The organism is Calothrix sp. NIES-2100 (assembly GCF_963875285.1).
Classification (GTDB): Bacteria; Cyanobacteriota; Cyanobacteriia; order Cyanobacteriales; family Nostocaceae; genus Aulosira.
Map to the genome: position 1 here is coordinate 9,108,917 of NZ_CAWNLA010000001.1, position 19,841 is coordinate 9,128,757.

The following is a 19,841-nucleotide window of genomic DNA, read 5'->3' on the forward strand; positions in this document are numbered from 1 at the left end:
TAAGTGTGAGAATTGAGAGACTGATACTATACATATTATCAGGTATTATTGCTGCTTTGGTAAGTTGGAATTTTAGTCAGATTATTTTGGGAATAGCGCGAATTATAAGTAGTGGTACTCTGCCATTTAGACCAGATTTTATTTTATTACCTGTTCTAGCATTTTTCTTTGCTATTACTATGGTAGCTACAGAGATATTTCTCAGCAACCCAACTCGATATAGAAATAATTTTCAGACACTACGCAGCTATTTTATCAAAACTATATTGTGGAGTGCGATCGCGGGCATAGTTGCCGCAATTTCTACTTTTATTTTATACGAAGTAACGCGCTTATCAGCGGAGAACATCAAGCGGATTGCTTGGTGCATTATTGGATTATGCACAGGAATATGTGAAGGCTTAAGCTGGCGATCGCGCAGTGTAGAAGGCTTAACTAATCAAGGAAATAAACGAATTAACAACACAATTTTGTTTGGTAGTCTGGCTGGATTTACTGCTGCTTTAATTATTGAGAAACTATCTCAAAATAAAACTTTGCCCAAAGAATATAATGAACCATTTGGTTTCTTAGTTTTCGGTTTTATTCTGGGATTATTGTTGTATTTTGCTACTTCCCCAACTAGCCAAGTAGCCTTACGCGCAGGTGAAGGGCTAGAATCGATTAATCCCAAGGTAATTGAGGAAGAAATTAAGAACGGATTCATCCGCGATCGCCCTAAATTAAAACCAAGAGGTGCATTCCAATTTGTAATTGAACCAGCAGACGAAGGAACTAATGCTAAAGAACCTGATGTGATTGAAGAAGGGTTATCTATTCAATTACCAGCTGGGAGAATTATTACAATTGGTGGTAGCACTGAGGATGACATCTATCTACCGCAAATACCTCCCCAATGTGCAGTAATTCAAGTCAAAATTCCCTACGCTGAGATTACTTGTCATCATACAAGTGTGGTTGAACTTTATCCTAAACCAAGGAAGAAATCCCAAAATTTTAAATACACTCTCTGGCATAATCAAATTATCACCTTTAAAAATCCAGATGGTGAAGAATTTTATCGGTTTGTTTTCTATGATCGCTTCCTCGATCCGCAATAACAAGCTAAGCTTATTAGCGATTCTCTTAACCTGGATACCTACTCCCACATTAGCTGCTAATGGTTCTGTGGAAATTCTTAATTATAAAACCGATGGCGATCGCGTGATTCTAAAGGTAAGAGTACTAGACTCAGAAAATCAGCCTGTTTCTAGTCTGAGTCGCGAGAATTTTCAAATTAAAACAGTTGATGAGCAAGGTAAAGCAGCAAGTTTCCCCGCAGTTCAAGTCATCTCCCCAGAACTTTCCCAACCAGATCCTGCCAAGATCGTTATTTTGCTAGATATGAGTGGTAGTATGCAGCAAAGAGATGCTAACAAAGTCAGGAAACTCAATGGCGCAACCCAAGCAATCCGAGAAATTTTACAAGAGCTAAGAAAGCAGAAATTACCTTATCAAATTGCCATTGTACCTTTTGGATTTTCACCTTCAGAAAAACTGTGTTCGATAGTTTATGATGTCAGCCAAAACAAAATCAAAAACAGTTTTCGCGATATCAAAGATACTAATCTCGACAATGAAATTACTGAACTAGCTAGCCAGAATGTATGTGCTGCAACAAATCTCTATCAACCAGTCGAGTCAGCGGTGAAGTTTTTAAGTACTTCTGGAAATTCCCTACAACCTCAAGAAAAAACAGATCCTCGACTCGCAGTAATTTTACTATCCGATGGCTACCATGTGGTTGATCGCGCTCACGAACAGCAGCAGTTTGATAGTTTAAGGAAGGTTTTGCAAACATACAGTACTAAGGTTACAGTTCACACCATTGGGTATGGAGAAACTTTAGAGGAATTACGCGATCGCACCAAATGTTCCCTCAAAGATAGCGAATTAACAGTTAATAACGTCAGCACAATTTGTAAACTACCCAAGCTGACATCTGAGGAATTTATATTTGAAGCCATGCAATTAATTAAGGGAACAGATAATCAGTATGCGCCTCCTACTACCGATCTCAATACATTTATTGTTGATGAGCAAAGACTCAATGATATAGCCAAAGCTACAGGCGGATTATATAAGTTTTCTAAAAATTCACAGGATGTCGCAAATAGTTTAATTACTTTCTTTAAAACTCTCAGAGAGTATGAAGTAACATATCAACAGAAAGATGCCAAACAAGCAACACAATACAAAACTATCGTCACTGTTACTTCTCAAGAAAGAAATTTTAAGTTCTCTTCTCCAGAAAAGCTTATTCGACTCAACAATATAGGATTTCAAGCTGCACTTTCTTTACAGAATTACCTGATTGTCATAGCAATCACTGTGGGTTTTGCTATAACTTGGTTTCTGATTTTCTGGCGCTGGACTAGTCAACTGAGATCCGATTCTGAAAGAGCTATCAACAATTAAGTAAACCAGTGTGATTAACTAAGGAGCTACATTATTTATTTTGAATCCGTGAGGCTTGCAGTAATCGTTAAAAGATATTAATAGGTTTTGCTCTTCGGGAATAGATAGTTTTATTATATTCAAACTACTGTATCTATTGTCAGTATTTATATCTATCTTAGCTGGTTTGAGAATATTTGAGCCAGCAACCGTATATTTATTATACAAGTTAATAAACTTACTTTGAAAATTCACAAGTGACTTGTCGTTAAATTGTGGTTGATTCTTGATTATTTTAGCAGCTTTTTGAGAAATATTGATAAATTTTGTGAGTGTCTCTTTATCAAATTTTGAACTTTGCTTCAATTTCTGATTTTCGTCAACAACAGTTTGCATCACTTGGGTGAATCTTTGGCATTGATCCTTAGTACTCTCAGTTTTATCGCCGCAACCTGCTAATAGAAAAGTATTTGCTATCACGATCGCCGAATAAAGATATTTTTCTTGCAGTTTAGACACAGCAATACTTCTAACTAATACAATTAGTTTTATTTTATGCTAAAAGCACTAACATTTTCAAGATATAATTAAGTAAACTTTCACTTGCTATAAATTATCAAAATGCCTGAGTACACTTTGATTATTCGAGATATACTGGCAGGAAATAAAGAAGTAGTCGTAGACTCTATAGTTCTGTCAGGACTTTATGAGCAGCACCCCAAAGACTTTTTTGAATCTCAAACTGTAGTCGGATTAGCTAACCGAGAAATATTACGCAAAAACTTACAAGAAAAGCTTTATAGATCCGAAATTAGCGCTGATATTTTAGAGTATATTATTGCTGAGTGGTGTCAAGGTATTAAGGAGCATTACAAAAGACGTTTTATGTTGCCTCTAGAAATACCATACACCCAATCATCCATTGTAGCCAATCCTATTGAAACAAAGACTCCACAGCATACAGAAATACCTAACCCAAATATAAAAGTTGTCGATCGAAAAAAATCCGGTATTTCCTCTTTGACGAAAAAGCAAGAGCTAGAAAAGCAAGATACTAAGTCTGAAAATACATCACAGTCTGTTCAAGAAACAGAACCGCAAATCAGTTCACGCGCTGCAACAGATAAGTGGAGCATAGATTGAGCTACTGTAAAATAGCCTGTCTTTATTTGGCTATATAAAAAGTAACTTTGCGAACATTAATTATTGACAACAATGACTCTTATACCTTTAATCTGTACCAAATGATTGCCGAGGTTAATGGGGAACTACCTCTGGTAATTTGTAACGATCGCCTGATTGGGATGAAGTTAAATAAATTCCATTTGACAATATTGTGATTTCTCCTGGGCCTGGTCGTCCAGAAAATTCAGCCGATTTTGGCATCTGCCGAGAGATAATTGGAAAAGCGGATGTCCCCTTGTTGGGAGTTTGTCTGGGTCATCAAGGACTTGGCTACTTATATGGCGGTAGAGTAATTCATGCACCGGAAGTGCGACACGGTAGAAGGTTTGGGGAAATAGCGATCGCCTGTTTATCTCCAGAAAGGTTTTTGCAGATTGATCGCCTAGGTTAGGTAGAAACTAAGCCAATTAAGGGAACCCTACTCAAAGCTAAAGCCTTAATTCAGGCTATGGAGTTGACAATATACGGAACTTGTGCAGAAGCAAGCGATCGCATCTTCTCCGAATTGGAAAAATGTTGGCAACACATCTAGGTTGGAAATTGGACATTGGGCATGGGGCATTGGGCATGAGGCATTAGACTCCTCTGCCTCTTCTGCTCCCCTGCCCCTATTTTCAACTCAGCCAAAATCTTATCAAAATGTGATATTATATCTAATCGCTTTGATTCCGCTATATTGTAAATATTTAGAAATTCCTGCTCTCAAACAATGCCAGCAAGGTTGCAAATAAAAGCTGAAGATTGCTCCCCTTTAGGACGATTCATTCTTCAATACTTGGAAGAACAAGGTATCAGTATGAACCGTTTGGCGGATTTGTCTGGTGTTCCTCAACCTCGACTTAGAGGTGCTTGCTTTAAGGGAACCTGTCCTACGCCTGAAACCTTGAGGAAACTGGCTAGAGTTATGGGAAAACATCACTTGGAGCTTTATACCCTAGCATACGAAGCCAGAATTGAGAAGCTTCCCGAAGACGCAGATGATATTTCCCTGGATATCTTGATGCGGGATTTATTTGAGACTGCAAGAGAACTGGGATTAACCGTTCCCAAAGTCCGTCCTTCTAAAGCCAAAATCCGCAAAGCTTTGCTGGAACTCGGATTTCACGCCGAAAATGATGAATGTGCCTGAACAGGGATGAGGGATGAGGGGGGCAAGGGGGCAAGGGGGACAAGGGAGACAAGGGAGACAAATGACTGTTGCCCAATGCCCAATGCCCAATGCCCATAAAAAAGCGTATGCCGGATCTTGATTCAGATGCGACATACGCGATGCTAGACTTGTTAGTCCGGCTTACTTACGACGATATGGTACTGATTTTTCGATATCAATATTTTGTACTGATAGCCGCTGAGGTACGTTACCTTGTGGGTTGATACTCTGCGCCATACTCAGGAACAGAGCTGGGTTACCTGCTGTGGGCTTTCTATCTGGAGCAGCATAGCTGCGCACAGTAGTTTGCCAAATCACTTGTGGGAAGCCCAACTGACCACGATGGTATGCATCGTAACGAGGAGACTTGATGTTGAAAGGCAGTTCACCTTCTGTCCGACCGGGTAGTACCCGACGACGTTGGTAAGGTACTGTATCGTACCCAAAGGCTTCGAGGTACTCCTCAGTGTTGAGTAGGTCATCGACAAAGCCTTTAATACCCTTTGTCGCTACGACAATCGACCAAGCAATCTTTTCTCTGTTATTATAAACATCACGACCAAGAACCCGCTGAACTGTCTGTTCGACAAAACGATAGTTGCTGTTTAGGTCGTAGAAACTGCGCTTATAAGTATTAGATAGCAGCAAGCCGCGAATGAAGTCGCGCACTGTGATTTGACCACTGCGGAGCTGGGACTCTAAGAAACGCTCGCGATCAGCAGCAAAGGCATGGAAGAAAATCTGACGATAGGCTGCTTCAATCAGAATGTCCAAGTCTGTTGCGGAAAGCAGGTTTTCTGTAGAGAAGACCCGGGGTTGCTCATCTCCAGGAACTTCATAACTTGCTACACGCTGGTTTTGAGAAATAGGGGAATATTCTAAAAGAGGAATTGCCACGAATACAAAATCTCCCTTTCCTTTATGAAATCTTACAAAGTTCTCATAATCATAAAGGACAAGGGGGACATTATTCGATTTAGTTTAATAAAAATTACATAACTTAATTGAATCAGTCAGGTTTCTTGCCGTAAGCCGTCTCTGGGGATTACCTAATTTTCAAAGACCCAATAGAAAATTTACGGCAATCAGATTTTTTCTCAACCTAGCGTCTACTACCACCACGGTAAGGCACGGCGCTGGGATTAGCGATCGCCAAATTTAACGGCTCAATGTTGACAATTTTGCCACCTTGACGGCTAATGCGTTGCATTTCTTGATTCATTCGATTGTAGGGCACAGTGATAAATACGCTACCACTATGGCGAATGCCGAATTGATTGTTGACAGTTTCTGAAGTTTGCCGCAAGCCTACAACTTCGTAAAGAAATACTCGACTAGCAGATGCAGAAAGGCTATTAGTGCCATGTTTAGTTTGACCGAACATTAGTTCTCTTATCTCCCCTGTATGAGTTTTGCGGAATGCTACTTACTGATTAAGTCAAAAGTTAAAAACAAGACGAACACAATTTATCTTCGATGCCAGCAAGTAGCAGTGATTAAAAAATTCAGTATCTGGCTGTAAATTCAGTAAATATTGTAATTAAAATCACTGCAAAACATTCTAGCCAAGAATTGAAAAATTGCCACCCACAAAGCGAAAATTTTGTCAGTGTAGGGGTTTGGAGCCAAGAAAACTCGATGACAATTCTTTGATCCTTACCTTGAACTGTGTATTACCCGAATCTTGCTCAAAATTTGCCAGAGTTTTCACTCAAGTGTTTTCTTACACTGATTCGTTGCTGTTTAATTCTCAATAAAACCCTAATTTTAGCGAGAAGATTAAAAGCTAAATTGTCAAGTATGCCTGAACCCACAGTGTTGAATATGGTTACCAAACAAGAGTTTTCAGATTGTAAAGAAAGATGCAGAGGTTCACTCTTGTGGATCAGATCATGATATTTAACTTTAATTTGATAATGGGACTGTGACTAAGCAAGTTGTACCAATTCCCACCTCACTGATAACGCGAATGGTTCCTTGATGTAAGTCCACACATTTTTTCACTACGACTAATCCCAGTCCTGTACCGGGAATAGTTCGGACATTCTTACCGCGATGAAACGGTTCAAATAACTGCTTTTGATCCTCTTGTGACATACCAATTCCCCGATCCTGCACTGCAAGGATCATCTGATTTGACTGAAACTCCAAGCTCAGATTGACAATCCCACCTTGTGGAGAATACTTAATGGCATTTGATAGCAAATTAGACAGCATGGAGCGCAATAACTTTTCATCCAGACAAACAAGCACGGATTTTCCCTGACAAGTAAAGCTGAGGTTATGCTGACTACCTACACTTTCGCGCATTTCGTCCAGAAAATCCCGACAATATAGTTCTAAATCCAAGGGTTGAGGATTAAATGCCAGTTTTCCAGTTTCGGCGCGATTGATAGTTAAAATATCGTCGAGTAACTGCACCATATGCTTGACGGAGTCTTGAATCCGGCGCAGGTTTCGCAGCCTTTTTTCGGAAATATCCCATTCATCTCGACAGGTTTCTAGGACTTGAGCTGCTGCTAGGGCGGTGCTTAGGGGAGTGCGAAATTCATGGGAAGCCATTGAGAAGAATCGGGTTTTCAGGGCGCTGAGTTCTTTCTCTCTTTCCAGCGCCAAGCGAATTTCATCGAGTCGCTTCCATTGTGTGATGTCGCGAGCATTCACGATAATCTGGAGAGTGGCGACACTGTCCACAAATGGCTGACTGATGGCTTCTAATATTCGCCAAGAACCATTTTGATGGCGATAGCGGAACTCAATGGGGCGCGTTAGTTCGGGACTGGGGATTGTATTTGTGAGGCGATCGCGCGTGATCATCAAATCATCCGGATGAACCAGTTCTATCACATTCTTGCCCAAAGTTACCTCAGTGCGCTGATGTTCGGCAATTTCTGCCCGTAGTTCAGCCGTGCGTTGTTGCACTCGCAGTTCCAATTCAGTGTTGAGTTGCTGGAGTTGGGTGTAGAGTTGGGATTGTTGAATTGCGATCGCCACTTGCGTTGCTAGTTGCTGCATCAATTCCACTTCCCAAGCTTCCCATTGGCGTGGATAACTGCACTGATGCGCAATCAATAATCCCCAGAGATAGGAAACAGAATCAAGGCTTTCCTGGCGGTTTTCGTGGATAATCGGCACAACCAATTTCGCCTGTACGCCAAACTGCTTGACAAAGTCTACCAAACAAGGCTGGATATCTGCCTGCTCAACGTTGGTAATCGTGCGGGTTTTCCCCAAAGAGTAGGCTTGATGGTACTCTTTAGGAAACACCTCCTCCGGGAATATTTGCCCTAAAACCTGGGGGTAAGGCGGTAAAACTGTTTCGTGAATCGCGCTACCGGTGCCATTATTCCACAGACGGTAAATGAGAACGCGATCAACTTGGAGAAAGCGCTGGACTTCGGCCACCGTTGTTGCTAACACCTGATCGAGCGCCAGAGATTGGCGAATTTGCTGGGCGATTTGCGTCACCAACCGTTCGCGATCGCTTTGGTGTCGCAACAATATCTCTGCCCGCTGACGCTGCAAAATCTGTCGTTGCAATAAATAGTATATGCCCAAGAGCAACAAAATACTCATTCCAATACCAACGCCATAGCGGCTGAGGATGTTGGCACAATAGGTAACACCAAACTGCTTCAGGGAGAGCATCGGGGCGTAAGGCTGATGGTGGCTACTTTTCTATTATCGGCAAAATGGGGAAGCAAACAATTATTGACACTCCCCGACCTAAAGGTGCGGGGATTCTTGGTTCAACGAGTCCACTTAGACTAGACTCTTTGCGGTATCTAGTCCAGAGGTGGTTCTCTCCTCAAGCGTTAACTTTCCGAGTGCCCCTCGGTAGTTGGATTATTCCAAAATTTGTTTGATTTAAATTCTGATCGTCTAGTCCCCATGAACATTTTACCTATTCCTGGTCAGGAACTAGAACTATGGAATAGAACCCCATATCTTCAATTGTCAAGGTACAGAGTCTGCGGTTTAGGCAGCAATCGGGTTTTTAGACAGGTTAATTACCCTTCCTGTTGCCATCATTTTACCACTTAAAGCCGTCTTATAAGGACAGGGTTTTCAACCCAAAAATTTCGATAATTTCCCCTCATCCCCCTCATCCTGATATTTAAGCTGTGATGCGCAAAATTAACCTCATGTCAAATTGTGGACTTGAGAAAACAGGATCAGGAGGATTACCAATACCATGAAAAAACCGATCACAGTGAAGCTGTTAGTCCAGTTAGCTCTTTTTACGAAGGTATAGAGACTAAACCGCTCAAATTGGTCAAAAATTCCAGTGGGAACCGATCGCAGTGGACGGCTAGGAAAGGGAAGTTTGTTGCGATATTCTACACCATAACGCGCCATCCGAGCAAAGGGTAGTTCACCTTGAGTGCGTTGTGGTAAGATACGGCGACGTTGATATGGAAGGGTATCATACCCAAAGTTACTCAGGTATTCTTCGGTATTGAGTAATTCATCGATAAAGCCTTGGAGTCCTTTGGTAGCTAACACAATTGACCAAGCAAGTTTTTCGCGATCGCTATACACATTACGACCTAAAAGCCGCTGAATGCAAATCTCTGCAAACCGATAGTTATTGTTACTGTTGTAGGTGAGTCGGCGAAAGGAATCGGACATTACCAATCCCCGAATAAAGTCTCTCACAGTAATTTGACCAGCCCGCAACTGAGACTCCAAAAATCGCTGACGATAGCTATCTAGTGTTTGTTGCTCGTTAAAAATTTGCCGATAGGCTGCCATGATCAACATATCCATTTCCGAGCCAGCTAGGAGATTATCAGTTGTGTAAATCCTAGGTTGTTCATCACCAGGAACCTCAAACCCCTCTACTCGATGATTTTGAGATAAGGGAGCATACTCTAACAGAGGAATTGACATAAGGATTCTCCAGTCAATCAATTTTGGATTTTAAATTTTGGATGAGGAAAATCTTTCAATCTCAAATCGGCAATCCAAAATTTCAAATTGGCACAGTCAAATTTGTTGATCAAATCTCGTCCGAAAACTTCCGTATTTAATCCAGTATTGTTTTAAGTCATGGTGCGGAGTGTGCAAACTGGCTATGACTCGATACAGAATTACTTGACGATGATCGCCGATCCAAAACTTGCCAATCGAGTCTACGGAAATCACCGTTCCCCCTAAGGCCGCAATACATTCACTAAATCGTTCTCAGGCTGTATACTCTACAGTCTCAAAGATAAAAAAGTTTCTCTAACAAATGACATGACGACTGCGAATTCAGCTTTGCAACTTTTTTTGGGCTGTAGATGGCAGTATTTTAACGGAAGCGATCGCGAGACTCATACCATTTTGGATTTTGGATGCAAGGATTTTGAATTGAGGATCGCCTGTGATGTTTGGGCTGTGTGAATCGAATAGCAAGCTTGTTAAGGGTTGAGACTGAGGCAAAAAGGGAGATACACAAAGATGCGGAGATATTTTTATATGAATTTTCCCCATGTCTCCCTGTCAGAGCCTCAGAGCATCGGTTTAACAAGCGTGCCATTCGCCTCTAAGACTAGATGATCGCATACCGCCAGTAAGGAAACTGGTGAGAAAATGGTAAAGAAATCGGAAAGAATTACTAAACTCAATAAATATTGATATTTGGTTTTATTTATTTAAAAATATTATTCACAAAATATGATATAAGTGCTTTTTCTTGAAAAGAACAACAACAACTGACAATTGATTACTGACAAATGACACGCAAAGCGCAGTAAAATTGTGCAGGGGATCTCATGGCTAAAGACGCAGAGTTGTCAAACATAATTGCGATTTTTTATGAGGATTCTCCTGGTTGAAGATGATGTGCGCCTTGCAGAAACCTTGGCAGAAGCCCTAACCGACCAGCTTTATGTGGTTGATGTTGTCCATGATGGAGAAGCCGGGTGGTATCAAGCAAAAGTCTTAGATTATGATTTGCTGTTGCTGGATGTGATGTTACCAGAATTGGATGGTATAAGTCTTTGCCATCGGTTGCGATCGCATGGTTATAACTGGCCGATCCTCATGCTCACAGCCTGTGACACCATCAACGATGAAATTAATGGGCTGGATGTGGGTGCAGATGACTATATAGTTAAACCAGTCGATTTACAAAAATTATTTGCAAGGATTCGCGCCTTACTACGTCGGGGGTGTATTACATCACCGCCGATTCTGCAATGGGGTGACTTGCGTCTCAATCCCAGCACCTATGAAGTCAGCTATGGACAAACCCCCATCCATTTAACCCCCAAAGAGTACGGAATCTTAGAGTTGCTGTTGCGGAATGGTCGCCGGGTTCTCAGTCGTCGTGTGATGATTGAACATATTTGGGCGTTAGAATCGCCACCGGAAGAACATGTAGTGAAGGTTCACATCCGGGGTTTGCGCCAAAAACTCAAAGCAGCAGGAGCCATAGAAGACCTGATCGAGACAGTTCACAGCATGGGTTATCGCCTCAATGAATTCTCCCCACTCCAACACTGATTTATGAACAGGGAAAACAACAACAACTCCAAGTAAATTTGCGGAAAGAAGTGTTAATTATATGTATTAATTTACAGTTCTGCCTGAATTGTTTTGATTAATTATGCAATTAGCTTGCTGTCTAGTTGTTTCTGCGTTCTTTTTCAAACTCTTAACCTGTTTATGCAATCGACAAATCATCAAAATCTAGTTAGGACTCTACCTAAATTTTGATGTCGTCGATTGAAAGTTTGGCATTTTTTATTAAGTTTTGTAACCTATGTTGAAAAACAGGAATTTGTGTGGCTCTATGATCGCCGGAGCTATGTTTACAAGTTTAGTGGGAGCGATCGCAACTGGATGTACTAGCTCTGCGACTCCAAATGTGCAGCAAGGCAACGGTGTAAATACTAACACTCCAACTCAAACTGTTGGCGGCGAACTAGAAAACAATTCCTCAACGAGAGTAAATCAAGCGCAGAAGGTTCGCTCGAGTACTAAAAATTCTGCCAATAGAGTCGCAAAACTCGATCTCAAAGAAGGTATGCCATATCAAAAAGCGCGAGATTTGGTGATTCAACAAGGTTGGCAACCGAATTTACAGGGCGATGCTCCCAATCTCCAGGATACCTCTGTGAAAGAATTATTTGATTTCGGGTATGAGGAGGTTAAAGACTGTTCAGGAACAGGAATCGGGGCTTGTCTATTTGAGTTTACTAACAAAGCTGGAGAACTTTTGTCGATCTCGGCGACGATAGCTGACCGCAGTAATATAGAACGAGTGGTTTGGCGTTGGTGGATTGAGAAGGGGACAAATAGTAATCAACAAACCTTGGTTTCTTCTGAGCAAGGAAAACCACCGTTTATCGGCACTCGATTGTTTAATTTTCTCGGCGGAAATGGAACTGGTCAATCGATTGCGATCGCGTCTGACGGAACCACTATAGTTAAGCTTCACGGTAAATTTGAAAGTTCGGTCCAATATAATGGTAAATTTTCTAATCCCATCATCTTGCAAGATGGAAGTGGCTTAGGATTACTTTTAAAAGACGGTAAAATTTACAGCCTAACATCTGATGGACAAATAGCAAAAGGTTGTAAAGGTGAAGGAACAGTTTGTGAGTCATCTTTGCTCGAAGCCTCATCACCTCCAATTGCAGACGGGTTTTATATACTCGGAGGAACAGATCAGGGTTTAGAAGTAAAAGGGGAACAGTATCGATATTATGACGAGGAAGGAAAAAAAGAGTGGAGACCAATTTCTGAGTTAAATTCCATCAAAGAAAATTTAGTATTTGATGGAAAAAATTATTGGTGTATCCCGCCAAGACGCGAAATAGGAGTATGCTCTGAAAATGGCTGGATTCCAGCGAAATAATTTTTGTCAACAGCAAAATTGAGCAGATATCACCCGAGAATTTATGATTACTCAAAAAATCAAGTTTAGCTATTAATTGTATTGAACTGGAAGACCCTTATCATGAAAAAAATCTTAGCATTTTCACTGATTATTTTTTTCGTAACTCCTCTATCTGCCACAGCTAGAACAATCAGGATGAGAGATAAAACAAGCGATGGAGCTACTTTGTCTGTTTTCACTAATGCCGAACCTGTTAGCCAAAGTGGTTGGACAGTATTCAGATATGGAATAGAAAAAAATGATTCCTACAGACAAAATATTGGAGTTACACCATATTGTGATAAAGAAAAGATTCAACGCAATGAAAGTGTTAGTCAATTAAACTTACCTATTCCTTCCTGGGCAAATGCTCAAGAAATCAAAGATATTCAGCAAATATCCAATATCTCTAATTTGAGTCAATTGATTACAGAGCCTGGATGGATAGTGAATTTAAATGGTACGGTGACTGCAATTCCAGCAAATTCTCCCGGAAGCCTCTCATTACTAGGTAGTGTTTGTGCAGTAGCTTCAGAAATATCAGAAATATCAGAAGGTTTGTATTGGTTAGGAAATACGGATCAGGGTTTAGAAATTAAGGGGAGCGCATATCGATATTATGATGAAGAGGCATCTCATCAATGGCGACCTATTTCTGAGTTGAAATTGATTAAAAATGGCGTTATTTATGATGGAAAAAATTACTGGTGCTTGTCTACACTTATCCCTCAAAATCAACTAGGAGTATGCTCTGCAAATGGATGGGTGACAAATTAATGTGAGTTCGATGCACAAAATTTTGACCTCACCCCCAACCCCTCTTCTCAAAGAAGAGGGGAGTGAAAGCCTAATACCAATTTGAAAAAAGAATGCGACAGATGGTAGGGAACACTGCCGTGCCCTCTAGAATATATTGATGTGTCGCAAACATTATTTGAATTGGTATTACTTCACGCCTGTGCATCAAATCGGGTGCGAAAGCCACCGTATTTTAGCCAATATTGTTTCAAATTGTGGCAGGGAGTATGTAAACTAGCTTTTGCTTGATATAAAATAACTTGACGATGATCGCCCATCCAAATTTTGTCAATTGGGTCAACTGAAATAACAGTCCCGCCTAACGCTGAGACACACTGGGAAAAACGCTCAACTGCACTATAATCTACAGTTTCAAAAACAAAGAAATTACCTGAACAAATTAAATGCCTGCTACGAATCCAGCACTGCATTTTTTTCTGCGCTTCTGGGGGTAGCATATTCGCTTTAACAGACTCCAGATTAGCCAGGGAAAGATCATATGATATTTGGGACTTCATGGGCAAAACTCTCCCGTTTTTCAAACCGCAAGGGTCCAAAGGTAGATCCCCAAACTTGCTCTTTTGTATTGACATCCATGCCCTTATCTAGGCTCACCCAGGTTGTTTCTGTAATTTCAACGTAACTATCAAGATAAGTCTGACAGCCATTTTTCTCAATTAAGCACAGATTTCCCGGTTCAACACTGCCGATAAATTTATCTCCTTCTCGTTTAAAAATCATTGAGCAGTTATATCGGCGTTCAATGCAGTCTGGGGTGATGGTTTTGAGAATGCTTAACTCACGGGCTGCACCAGCATAGAAGAGTGCATTTTTTAAACTGTAGTTTTCGATGTAAATTTGCTCGCCTTGATCGATTAAACGATGGACTCCCTGTCGATAAGGTCGCCACAAATCATAGTCATAAACTTGTTCTGAATAAAGCCCAATTCCCGAGAAGAATTCAAACGGTAACGGCCGAAAAAAAACATGAATATGGGCGAAATCTTTAGAATTTTCAAAAGCCTGTTTATAATTGCTAAAATCACCTGCCATCCAACGAGCCAGGGTAATTAAATTATTAGCTGTAGTTTCCCAAATATCTGGTGGTGAAGAAGTCATAAGTACATCAGGATAAATAAACAATACAGAATTCAAAATTCGTTCATAAATGACAAATGACCAATAACCAATGAAAAATGGCATGACAAAACTAAGGTGCTCAGTTCCTATTTAGACTGCACGCCCTAACTTTGTATATATATGACTAGAAATACCTAGCCTTGCATTTTTGGATCTAGTTTATTTTTGAATATTCTGGCGAATTTCCGAGGAAAATGAGGCAGTTACAACCCCCGTACCGGCACTGGTTTTGATTAGGGAAACCCGACAACGGACATTAGGGTTGACAAACCAGATTTTTTCTTCAGCGGCGGCGCGATCATAGGCGGTAATCAGCACAAATGTGCCGTCTTCCGTCAAGTAATAGTCACCAGCCGCTGCGATCGTTTCCGCATAGCCTTGATCGCGCAGGAGTTTACCGCGATGAGAATCGGTGGAGTCGGGTACGGGGACAAGGATGCAACTGCCTTTGATTTCACTGTCATCCCAGTCTGATTGACCTGACCAACTCATCCGAAAGGGGGAAACCACCGTTTTTTGATCAATGTTATAGCTTTTACAAAGCTCTATCACTGCCGGGTCATCATCTGCCAGAGCAATGATATCTATCTCAGATTGTACGGCTTCAAAGTGACCGAATGCTAAATGATGGGCGCTGCGTTGCGATCGCCAACGCCCAATAGAATTTGCCACAAACTCCTGAATATCCATCAACTCTTTGATTTCCGTTTCTTTCTATTTTGTCTTGGATGTGGGTACACCATTATGGTTTTTCGGATTGGAGATTAAGGATTAGTGATTAATCAAAACCATGCTAGTACCCAGAACCCAATCACCACTCCTCTGTAAAGGTGTACTCTACTGATTTGAAAACTGGTATGGATTGTTTTTCTTGCTGAGGTGGTTTTTCCTCCTGATACTTATCGGTAGTGTTTTGCGGCTCATGAGATTGGGGTTGTGGAGATCTATATTCAGCCTTCTGTGGTGAAGCTAGAGTATTGCTTTGAGTTATTTGCGGTAACGGCTGAATGAACTCAATCGGTAAGGCTTGAGGATGAGCAGACGGTAAGGTGATCTTGGTAATCTTGCCACCGAGGCGATGAATACTTTGAATCGTTTGAGACAGACAACTATAAGGAATGGTAATTGTATATCTCCCTCGCCGCATCATCCCCTGATAACCCCCTGTGACTTCCAGCTTGACTCGGCGACTACTATAGTCACTGAGTCCGCTAGCAGCAATAATCGTGCTTGCCATACAAATCACCTTGAATTCGATGCTTCATGATCGCAACTTATCATCAACTGGAATCGATGGACAACCGAATCATTCAGTAACGAATAAAATGCTGACTACGAAATTATTCACCCTTTTTGTAGTCAGCCAAAAGCGTGCTGGAAAACAGGACTAAACTCTTAGCTAAAACTTAGTATCAACCTGCTTCCGTAATACTGAGAATTTTACCGCCAGTTTTCTGGATGCTCTGAATTTTTTGGGAGAGTTGGTTGTATCCGACTTCAAATGTGGCTAGGCTTTGGCTCACGCGAGGGCCAAAACTGCCTTTAGAAACCGTGACACGGAACCGCTTACCCGTATTACTAGAAGCACCGGAACCACTGACTGGGGCAACAATTTTGGTCGGCAAATTACTGGCAATATCACTAATCAATTTTGCGGATTTGCCCAGATCGTTAGCAGCAAATCCGCGCATTAAGGCAAATGTCCGATTGAAGCCGACATTTTTTATCCCAGTTTGGGTACGATTGCCACGGGCAGAGGGTACGACATTGTCACCAAAGCTCTTGGAGTATTCGTCGCTACCAATGTAGGAATTAATCTCAGCTTCGTAGCCCTGCTCGTGATAAATTTGTACGTGTTCCGAAATTTCAGTCTGATCCTGGGGCGCACGACCGAGCAAATGTTTAAAATTCAATTCCACAAATCGATAGGCAGAGGAAGTTTCAAAAAACAGCGAACGATACAGATCGGATTGAGCTACGGCGCGGACAAATTCTCTGACTGTGATATCGCCATTCCGTAATTGAGACTCTGCACTGGTGAGCCGTTGGTCATCGAATATATGCGCATTGCCCAGAACTTGCCGATACACTGTTCGGATTACTGCTTGCAGATCGTCCTCGGTAGCGTTGGGGCGTAATTCAACGGACTCTGTTTCGATCCAAAGTGCCATATCCATGCCTCCTAAAGTTTATGATTGTGTTGCGATTTTTTGAAAAATTGAAAATTAAAAAGTTAATCATGTTGGCTGGGCTAAGCCCAGCCTGTTAAACGTCACCAGGACTTAAGCAATTTCAGTAATGCTGATGATTTTGCCAGAAGTGCGATTGATGCGCTGAATTTGGGGGGTCATTTTACTAGCCGGGACAATGTACTCAGTGGTACTGATGCGCCGGGGGCTGTCAAATTTGGAGCCTCTGACCAAGATTTTAAAGCGTTTTTCGCTACCAGAACCAATCACATTTGCCGAAGAGGCTTTAATAGCATTGGCACTGTTGGTAGCAACTGCATAAACCAATTGAGCAGACTTGACTGCACTGTCAATTTGTGCTGGACCACGATCAAGGGCAAATATGCGGTTGTAGCCGACTTGTTTAGCGTTAGCTTCGCTGTTTTTGCCACGATAGTAGGGTACTACGTTTTCGCCAAAGGCTGCTTGATATTCACTGCTATCGATGTAGGAGTCTATCTCAGCATCGTAGCCCTCAGCTACAGTGCGAACAATATGCTCGGACACTTCTCTTTGATCCTGTGGTGCGCGACCGAGCAAGTGCAGGAAGTTGAGTTCCACAAAGCGGTAGGGAGCGCAGGATGAGAAGTAGCGGGTACGATAAAAATCAGACTTGGCAACGGCGCGGACAAATTCTCGCACGCTGATCGAGCGATCGCACAATTGTGACTCTGCTGTCACCAACCGCTCACTCTCCATGACATGGGGATTACCTAATACTTGCTTGTAAACTGCCCGAATAACTGTCTGGACTTCTTCTAAGCTACTGCTAGGCCATAGTTCAAGAATTGTCTGGGATGCCATTAAAATCTATACTCCTCTATTTTGATAAGTTTTTAGCTGATTTATACAGCAGTGATACTGGCAATCACACCGCCTTGTTGGTGAATCCGCTGATACTCCTGAGAGAGCTTATCGAAGGGCACCAGAAAGACTTGGTTAGAGCGGCGGAACTTGGAAATGTTATTGAAGGTTTTGGAGCGATAACCTGTGACTTCAATCCGATAGACCTTACCACCAGCACTCGCATCCACTCCCAGACGAGTACGCGCACCAATGGGTGGTGTCGAGAAGGTAGCACCGTCACTAGCAGGTGAAATTACTGCTGTAGGTGTGCTTTGAATTACCAGAGCATTCAGTTTGGGAGTCTTACCCGATAAGTCACCCTTGAGGCTGCTGCTAGAAGCACCCCGCACCAACTGGAAGGTGTGGGTAAATTGCACCATGCTTGTGCAGGCTTCTGTCTTGTAGCCCCGAATATAGGGAACAAAGTTTTCCCCAAAAGTATTTTGATATTCGTCGCTGTCGATATAGGAATCAATCTCGGCTTCAAAACCCTTGGTGTCAAGGATTGTGCTATGTGCCCGCATTTCTTCTAAATCTAGTGGCGGACGACCCAACAAATGCCGGAAGTTGAGTTCTATCGCCCGGTAGCGCGCACAGCTGGTGAAAAAGCGAGACTGATACAGTTCAGATTTAGCTACGGCCCGGACAAACTCGCGGACGCTCAATTGACCCAACTTAAACTGGGATTCGGGTACAGTCAACCGCTCACTTTCCATCACATAGGCATTGCCCAAAACTTGTCTGTAGACTGCCTTAATGATTGTTTCTGCTTCTTCTTGTGAGCGACCGGGTACCCACTCAATGGGAGGGGTTTCATCAAATAGGCTAACTCCCAAGCGTGAAGCTGGTCCAAATGGCATCAGATTTTATCTCCTGTTAACGAAGTAATTTGAGAAAAATGTTTCAAGATGTAAAGAAATTTCAGATTGCTCATCCTGGTAAATCAGACTACTGGATACATTAGCTGGCAGCCAAATCCCCAGATTCCATCTGTATGGAAAGTCTAATTACCTGGATGCTGAAGCTTTCTAGGCGTTTTATACGCTTTGTTATGATCAATTTTCTTATGAGCGCGTAACGGTGAGCGTCAAGATTTGTAAATCTTGATAAACTTAGAACATTTTGCACTTAGTTTGCACAAATGATTTTGATGTCATTGGGCAAACAGGGCATTGGGCATTTGTCCCCCCTGCCTCCCTGCCCCCTTATTTCACTCCGTCGCCCCGGCGCGGATTAACAAATCAACGGCTTGCCTAGAACGGAAGGAATTGCGGGCTTCACTTAAGGCTGTAGCACCCCAGCGATTTTGGGGGCGGAAGTCTGCGCCATGCTCTAATAAAATTGTGATGGTTTCTAGATCGCCCCGGGCTGCTGCCATCATTAAGGGAGTCCAACCACCGATGTTAGCAGTATTAACTTCAGCACCCAGTTCAATTAATGCTTTGACGGTGTACGAATGTCCATTATCTGCGGCTAGATATAATGCTGTGTCACCAATCTTATTGCTGGCATTTACCTGGGCGCCCATCTGGACTAGACGTTGTACAATATCTGTTTGACCACGCCGCGCCATTGTCATCAGTACAGTCTCGCCGTAGGGATTGCGATCGCCAAGACTAGCACCGCGATCCAGTAGCACAGAAACAATATTACGGCGATCGCTTTCAGCGGCAAACATTAAAGCTGTGTAGTCTGCTGAATTTTTCGCATTCACATCAGCACCTTGAGCTAGTAGCAGTTCCACAATTTCAAGATAACCTTCTGTGGCTGCCCACATCAATGCTGTATTACTGGCTCCCAAGGCTGTGACACCGCCAGTAGTGTTGGCATCTGCGCCTTGGGATAGTAAGCTTTCCACTGTAGCAGTGTCACCTTTGATGATCGCGCGGATCAGGTTTTCGTTGAGAGAAGACATTATTAAAATAATTCGTATTTACAATGAGTGGGCGGCTGAAAACATCCACCTAGAAGCACCACAAATCTTTGATCGGGGTGCTTACTCGTACTTATTGTAATTACGAATTACGAATTACGAACTGGTAATTAGGGACTGCCAATTTAAAAAATACCCTAATTGTAGGGGCACGGCACCGCAAGATTTTCGTTCAAACAGACATCTTATTGGAGCCGTGCCTCTACTTGTGGGATAATATCTTGGAGTTCCCTTAAGTAAGTCGGCAGGGGCACA

21 protein-coding genes and 1 pseudogene are annotated in these 19,841 nt (G+C 42.1%); 8 read left to right on the forward strand and 14 right to left on the reverse strand.

Annotated elements, in window-relative coordinates; genetic code table 11:
• The first annotated feature begins 5 nt into the window (after positions 1 to 5).
• Both AACU32_RS37150 and AACU32_RS37155 read left to right on the forward strand, forming a co-directional pair.
• Positions 6 to 1,100 (forward strand): hypothetical protein, encoded by a 1,095-nt coding sequence (locus AACU32_RS37150; protein WP_096607244.1) that lies wholly within the window; start codon positions 6 to 8, stop codon positions 1,098 to 1,100.
• Positions 1,045 to 2,457 carry a vWA domain-containing protein gene (locus tag AACU32_RS37155; RefSeq protein ID WP_096607245.1) on the forward strand — a complete coding sequence of 471 codons (1,413 nt, stop codon included), beginning with the start codon at positions 1,045 to 1,047 and terminating at the stop codon, positions 2,455 to 2,457. Before AACU32_RS37150 ends, AACU32_RS37155 begins: the two co-directional genes overlap by 56 nt.
• Positions 2,458 to 2,475: 18 nt before the next feature.
• Here AACU32_RS37155 and AACU32_RS37160 read toward each other — a convergent pair whose 3' ends face one another.
• Entirely contained in the window at positions 2,476 to 2,955 is a 480-nt protein-coding gene (locus tag AACU32_RS37160) for a hypothetical protein (protein ID WP_096607246.1), read from the reverse strand.
• Between the two features lie 102 nt (positions 2,956 to 3,057).
• Here AACU32_RS37160 and AACU32_RS37165 point away from each other — a divergent pair, with 102 nt between their 5' ends.
• Positions 3,058 to 3,579 carry a hypothetical protein gene (locus AACU32_RS37165; protein WP_096607247.1) on the forward strand — a complete coding sequence of 174 codons (522 nt, stop codon included), beginning with the start codon at positions 3,058 to 3,060 and terminating at the stop codon, positions 3,577 to 3,579.
• A gap of 47 nt (positions 3,580 to 3,626) precedes the next feature.
• Positions 3,627 to 3,943: pseudogene (locus AACU32_RS37170) on the forward strand (glutamine amidotransferase-related protein); the annotation flags it as partial.
• 114 nt (positions 3,944 to 4,057) lie between these two features.
• Here AACU32_RS37170 and AACU32_RS37175 read toward each other — a convergent pair.
• Positions 4,058 to 4,183 (reverse strand): hypothetical protein, encoded by a 126-nt coding sequence (locus tag AACU32_RS37175; RefSeq protein WP_339378583.1) that lies wholly within the window; start codon positions 4,181 to 4,183, stop codon positions 4,058 to 4,060.
• Positions 4,184 to 4,330: 147 nt separating this feature from the next.
• Between AACU32_RS37175 and AACU32_RS37180 the strand changes: the two genes are divergently transcribed.
• The gene (locus AACU32_RS37180; protein WP_096607249.1) at positions 4,331 to 4,750 is read left to right on the forward strand and encodes a helix-turn-helix domain-containing protein; all 420 of its coding nucleotides are present in this window, start codon (positions 4,331 to 4,333) and stop codon (positions 4,748 to 4,750) included.
• 162 nt (positions 4,751 to 4,912) lie between these two features.
• Here the strand turns inward: AACU32_RS37180 and AACU32_RS37185 are convergent, their stop codons facing one another.
• From AACU32_RS37185 to AACU32_RS37200, 4 genes are all read right to left on the reverse strand, one after another.
• Positions 4,913 to 5,668 (reverse strand): phycobilisome rod-core linker polypeptide, encoded by a 756-nt coding sequence (locus tag AACU32_RS37185; RefSeq protein ID WP_096607250.1) that lies wholly within the window; start codon positions 5,666 to 5,668, stop codon positions 4,913 to 4,915.
• A gap of 205 nt (positions 5,669 to 5,873) precedes the next feature.
• Positions 5,874 to 6,155, reverse strand: a complete 282-nt coding sequence (locus AACU32_RS37190) for a phycobilisome linker polypeptide (protein ID WP_096607251.1) — start codon at positions 6,153 to 6,155, stop codon at positions 5,874 to 5,876.
• A gap of 521 nt (positions 6,156 to 6,676) precedes the next feature.
• Positions 6,677 to 8,419, reverse strand: coding sequence for a GAF domain-containing sensor histidine kinase (locus AACU32_RS37195; protein WP_096607252.1), 1,743 nt, complete (start codon positions 8,417 to 8,419; stop codon positions 6,677 to 6,679).
• A gap of 495 nt (positions 8,420 to 8,914) precedes the next feature.
• Positions 8,915 to 9,664, reverse strand: coding sequence for a phycobilisome rod-core linker polypeptide (locus AACU32_RS37200; RefSeq protein ID WP_096607253.1), 750 nt, complete (start codon positions 9,662 to 9,664; stop codon positions 8,915 to 8,917).
• A 909-nt stretch (positions 9,665 to 10,573) separates the two neighbouring features.
• Here AACU32_RS37200 and AACU32_RS37205 point away from each other — a divergent pair.
• The 3 genes from AACU32_RS37205 to AACU32_RS37215 all read left to right on the forward strand — a co-directional run bounded on the left by AACU32_RS37205 (position 10,574) and on the right by AACU32_RS37215 (position 13,418).
• Positions 10,574 to 11,263 carry a response regulator transcription factor gene (locus tag AACU32_RS37205; RefSeq protein ID WP_096607254.1) on the forward strand — a complete coding sequence of 230 codons (690 nt, stop codon included), beginning with the start codon at positions 10,574 to 10,576 and terminating at the stop codon, positions 11,261 to 11,263.
• A gap of 259 nt (positions 11,264 to 11,522) precedes the next feature.
• Positions 11,523 to 12,620, forward strand: coding sequence for a hypothetical protein (locus tag AACU32_RS37210; RefSeq protein ID WP_096607255.1), 1,098 nt, complete (start codon positions 11,523 to 11,525; stop codon positions 12,618 to 12,620).
• A 102-nt stretch (positions 12,621 to 12,722) separates the two neighbouring features.
• On the forward strand, positions 12,723 to 13,418 hold the full coding sequence (locus AACU32_RS37215; protein ID WP_096607256.1) for a hypothetical protein: 696 nt from the start codon (positions 12,723 to 12,725) through the stop codon (positions 13,416 to 13,418).
• Positions 13,419 to 13,591: 173 nt separating this feature from the next.
• Here AACU32_RS37215 and AACU32_RS37220 read toward each other — a convergent pair whose 3' ends face one another.
• From AACU32_RS37220 to AACU32_RS37255, 8 genes are all read right to left on the reverse strand, one after another.
• Entirely contained in the window at positions 13,592 to 13,957 is a 366-nt protein-coding gene (locus AACU32_RS37220; RefSeq protein WP_096607257.1) for a CpeR family transcriptional regulator, read from the reverse strand.
• Positions 13,935 to 14,558, reverse strand: a complete 624-nt coding sequence (locus tag AACU32_RS37225; RefSeq protein ID WP_096608346.1) for a CpcT/CpeT family chromophore lyase — start codon at positions 14,556 to 14,558, stop codon at positions 13,935 to 13,937. The genes AACU32_RS37220 and AACU32_RS37225 overlap by 23 nt, the downstream gene beginning before the upstream one ends.
• A gap of 180 nt (positions 14,559 to 14,738) precedes the next feature.
• A complete protein-coding gene (locus AACU32_RS37230; RefSeq protein ID WP_096607258.1) occupies positions 14,739 to 15,269 on the reverse strand; it encodes a phycobiliprotein lyase in 531 nt (176 codons plus the stop codon).
• Between the two features lie 121 nt (positions 15,270 to 15,390).
• Entirely contained in the window at positions 15,391 to 15,816 is a 426-nt protein-coding gene (locus AACU32_RS37235) for a phycobilisome linker polypeptide (protein ID WP_096607259.1), read from the reverse strand.
• Positions 15,817 to 15,991: 175 nt separating this feature from the next.
• Positions 15,992 to 16,750 (reverse strand): phycobilisome rod-core linker polypeptide, encoded by a 759-nt coding sequence (locus AACU32_RS37240; protein ID WP_096608347.1) that lies wholly within the window; start codon positions 16,748 to 16,750, stop codon positions 15,992 to 15,994.
• A 111-nt stretch (positions 16,751 to 16,861) separates the two neighbouring features.
• Entirely contained in the window at positions 16,862 to 17,611 is a 750-nt protein-coding gene (locus tag AACU32_RS37245) for a phycobilisome rod-core linker polypeptide (protein WP_096607260.1), read from the reverse strand.
• Between the two features lie 41 nt (positions 17,612 to 17,652).
• Positions 17,653 to 18,513 carry a phycobilisome linker polypeptide gene (locus AACU32_RS37250; protein WP_096607261.1) on the reverse strand — a complete coding sequence of 287 codons (861 nt, stop codon included), beginning with the start codon at positions 18,511 to 18,513 and terminating at the stop codon, positions 17,653 to 17,655.
• A 350-nt stretch (positions 18,514 to 18,863) separates the two neighbouring features.
• Complete coding sequence (locus tag AACU32_RS37255; RefSeq protein WP_096607262.1) at positions 18,864 to 19,568, reverse strand: ankyrin repeat domain-containing protein; 705 nt, start codon at positions 19,566 to 19,568, stop codon at positions 18,864 to 18,866.
• Between the last annotated feature and the right edge of the window lie 273 nt (positions 19,569 to 19,841).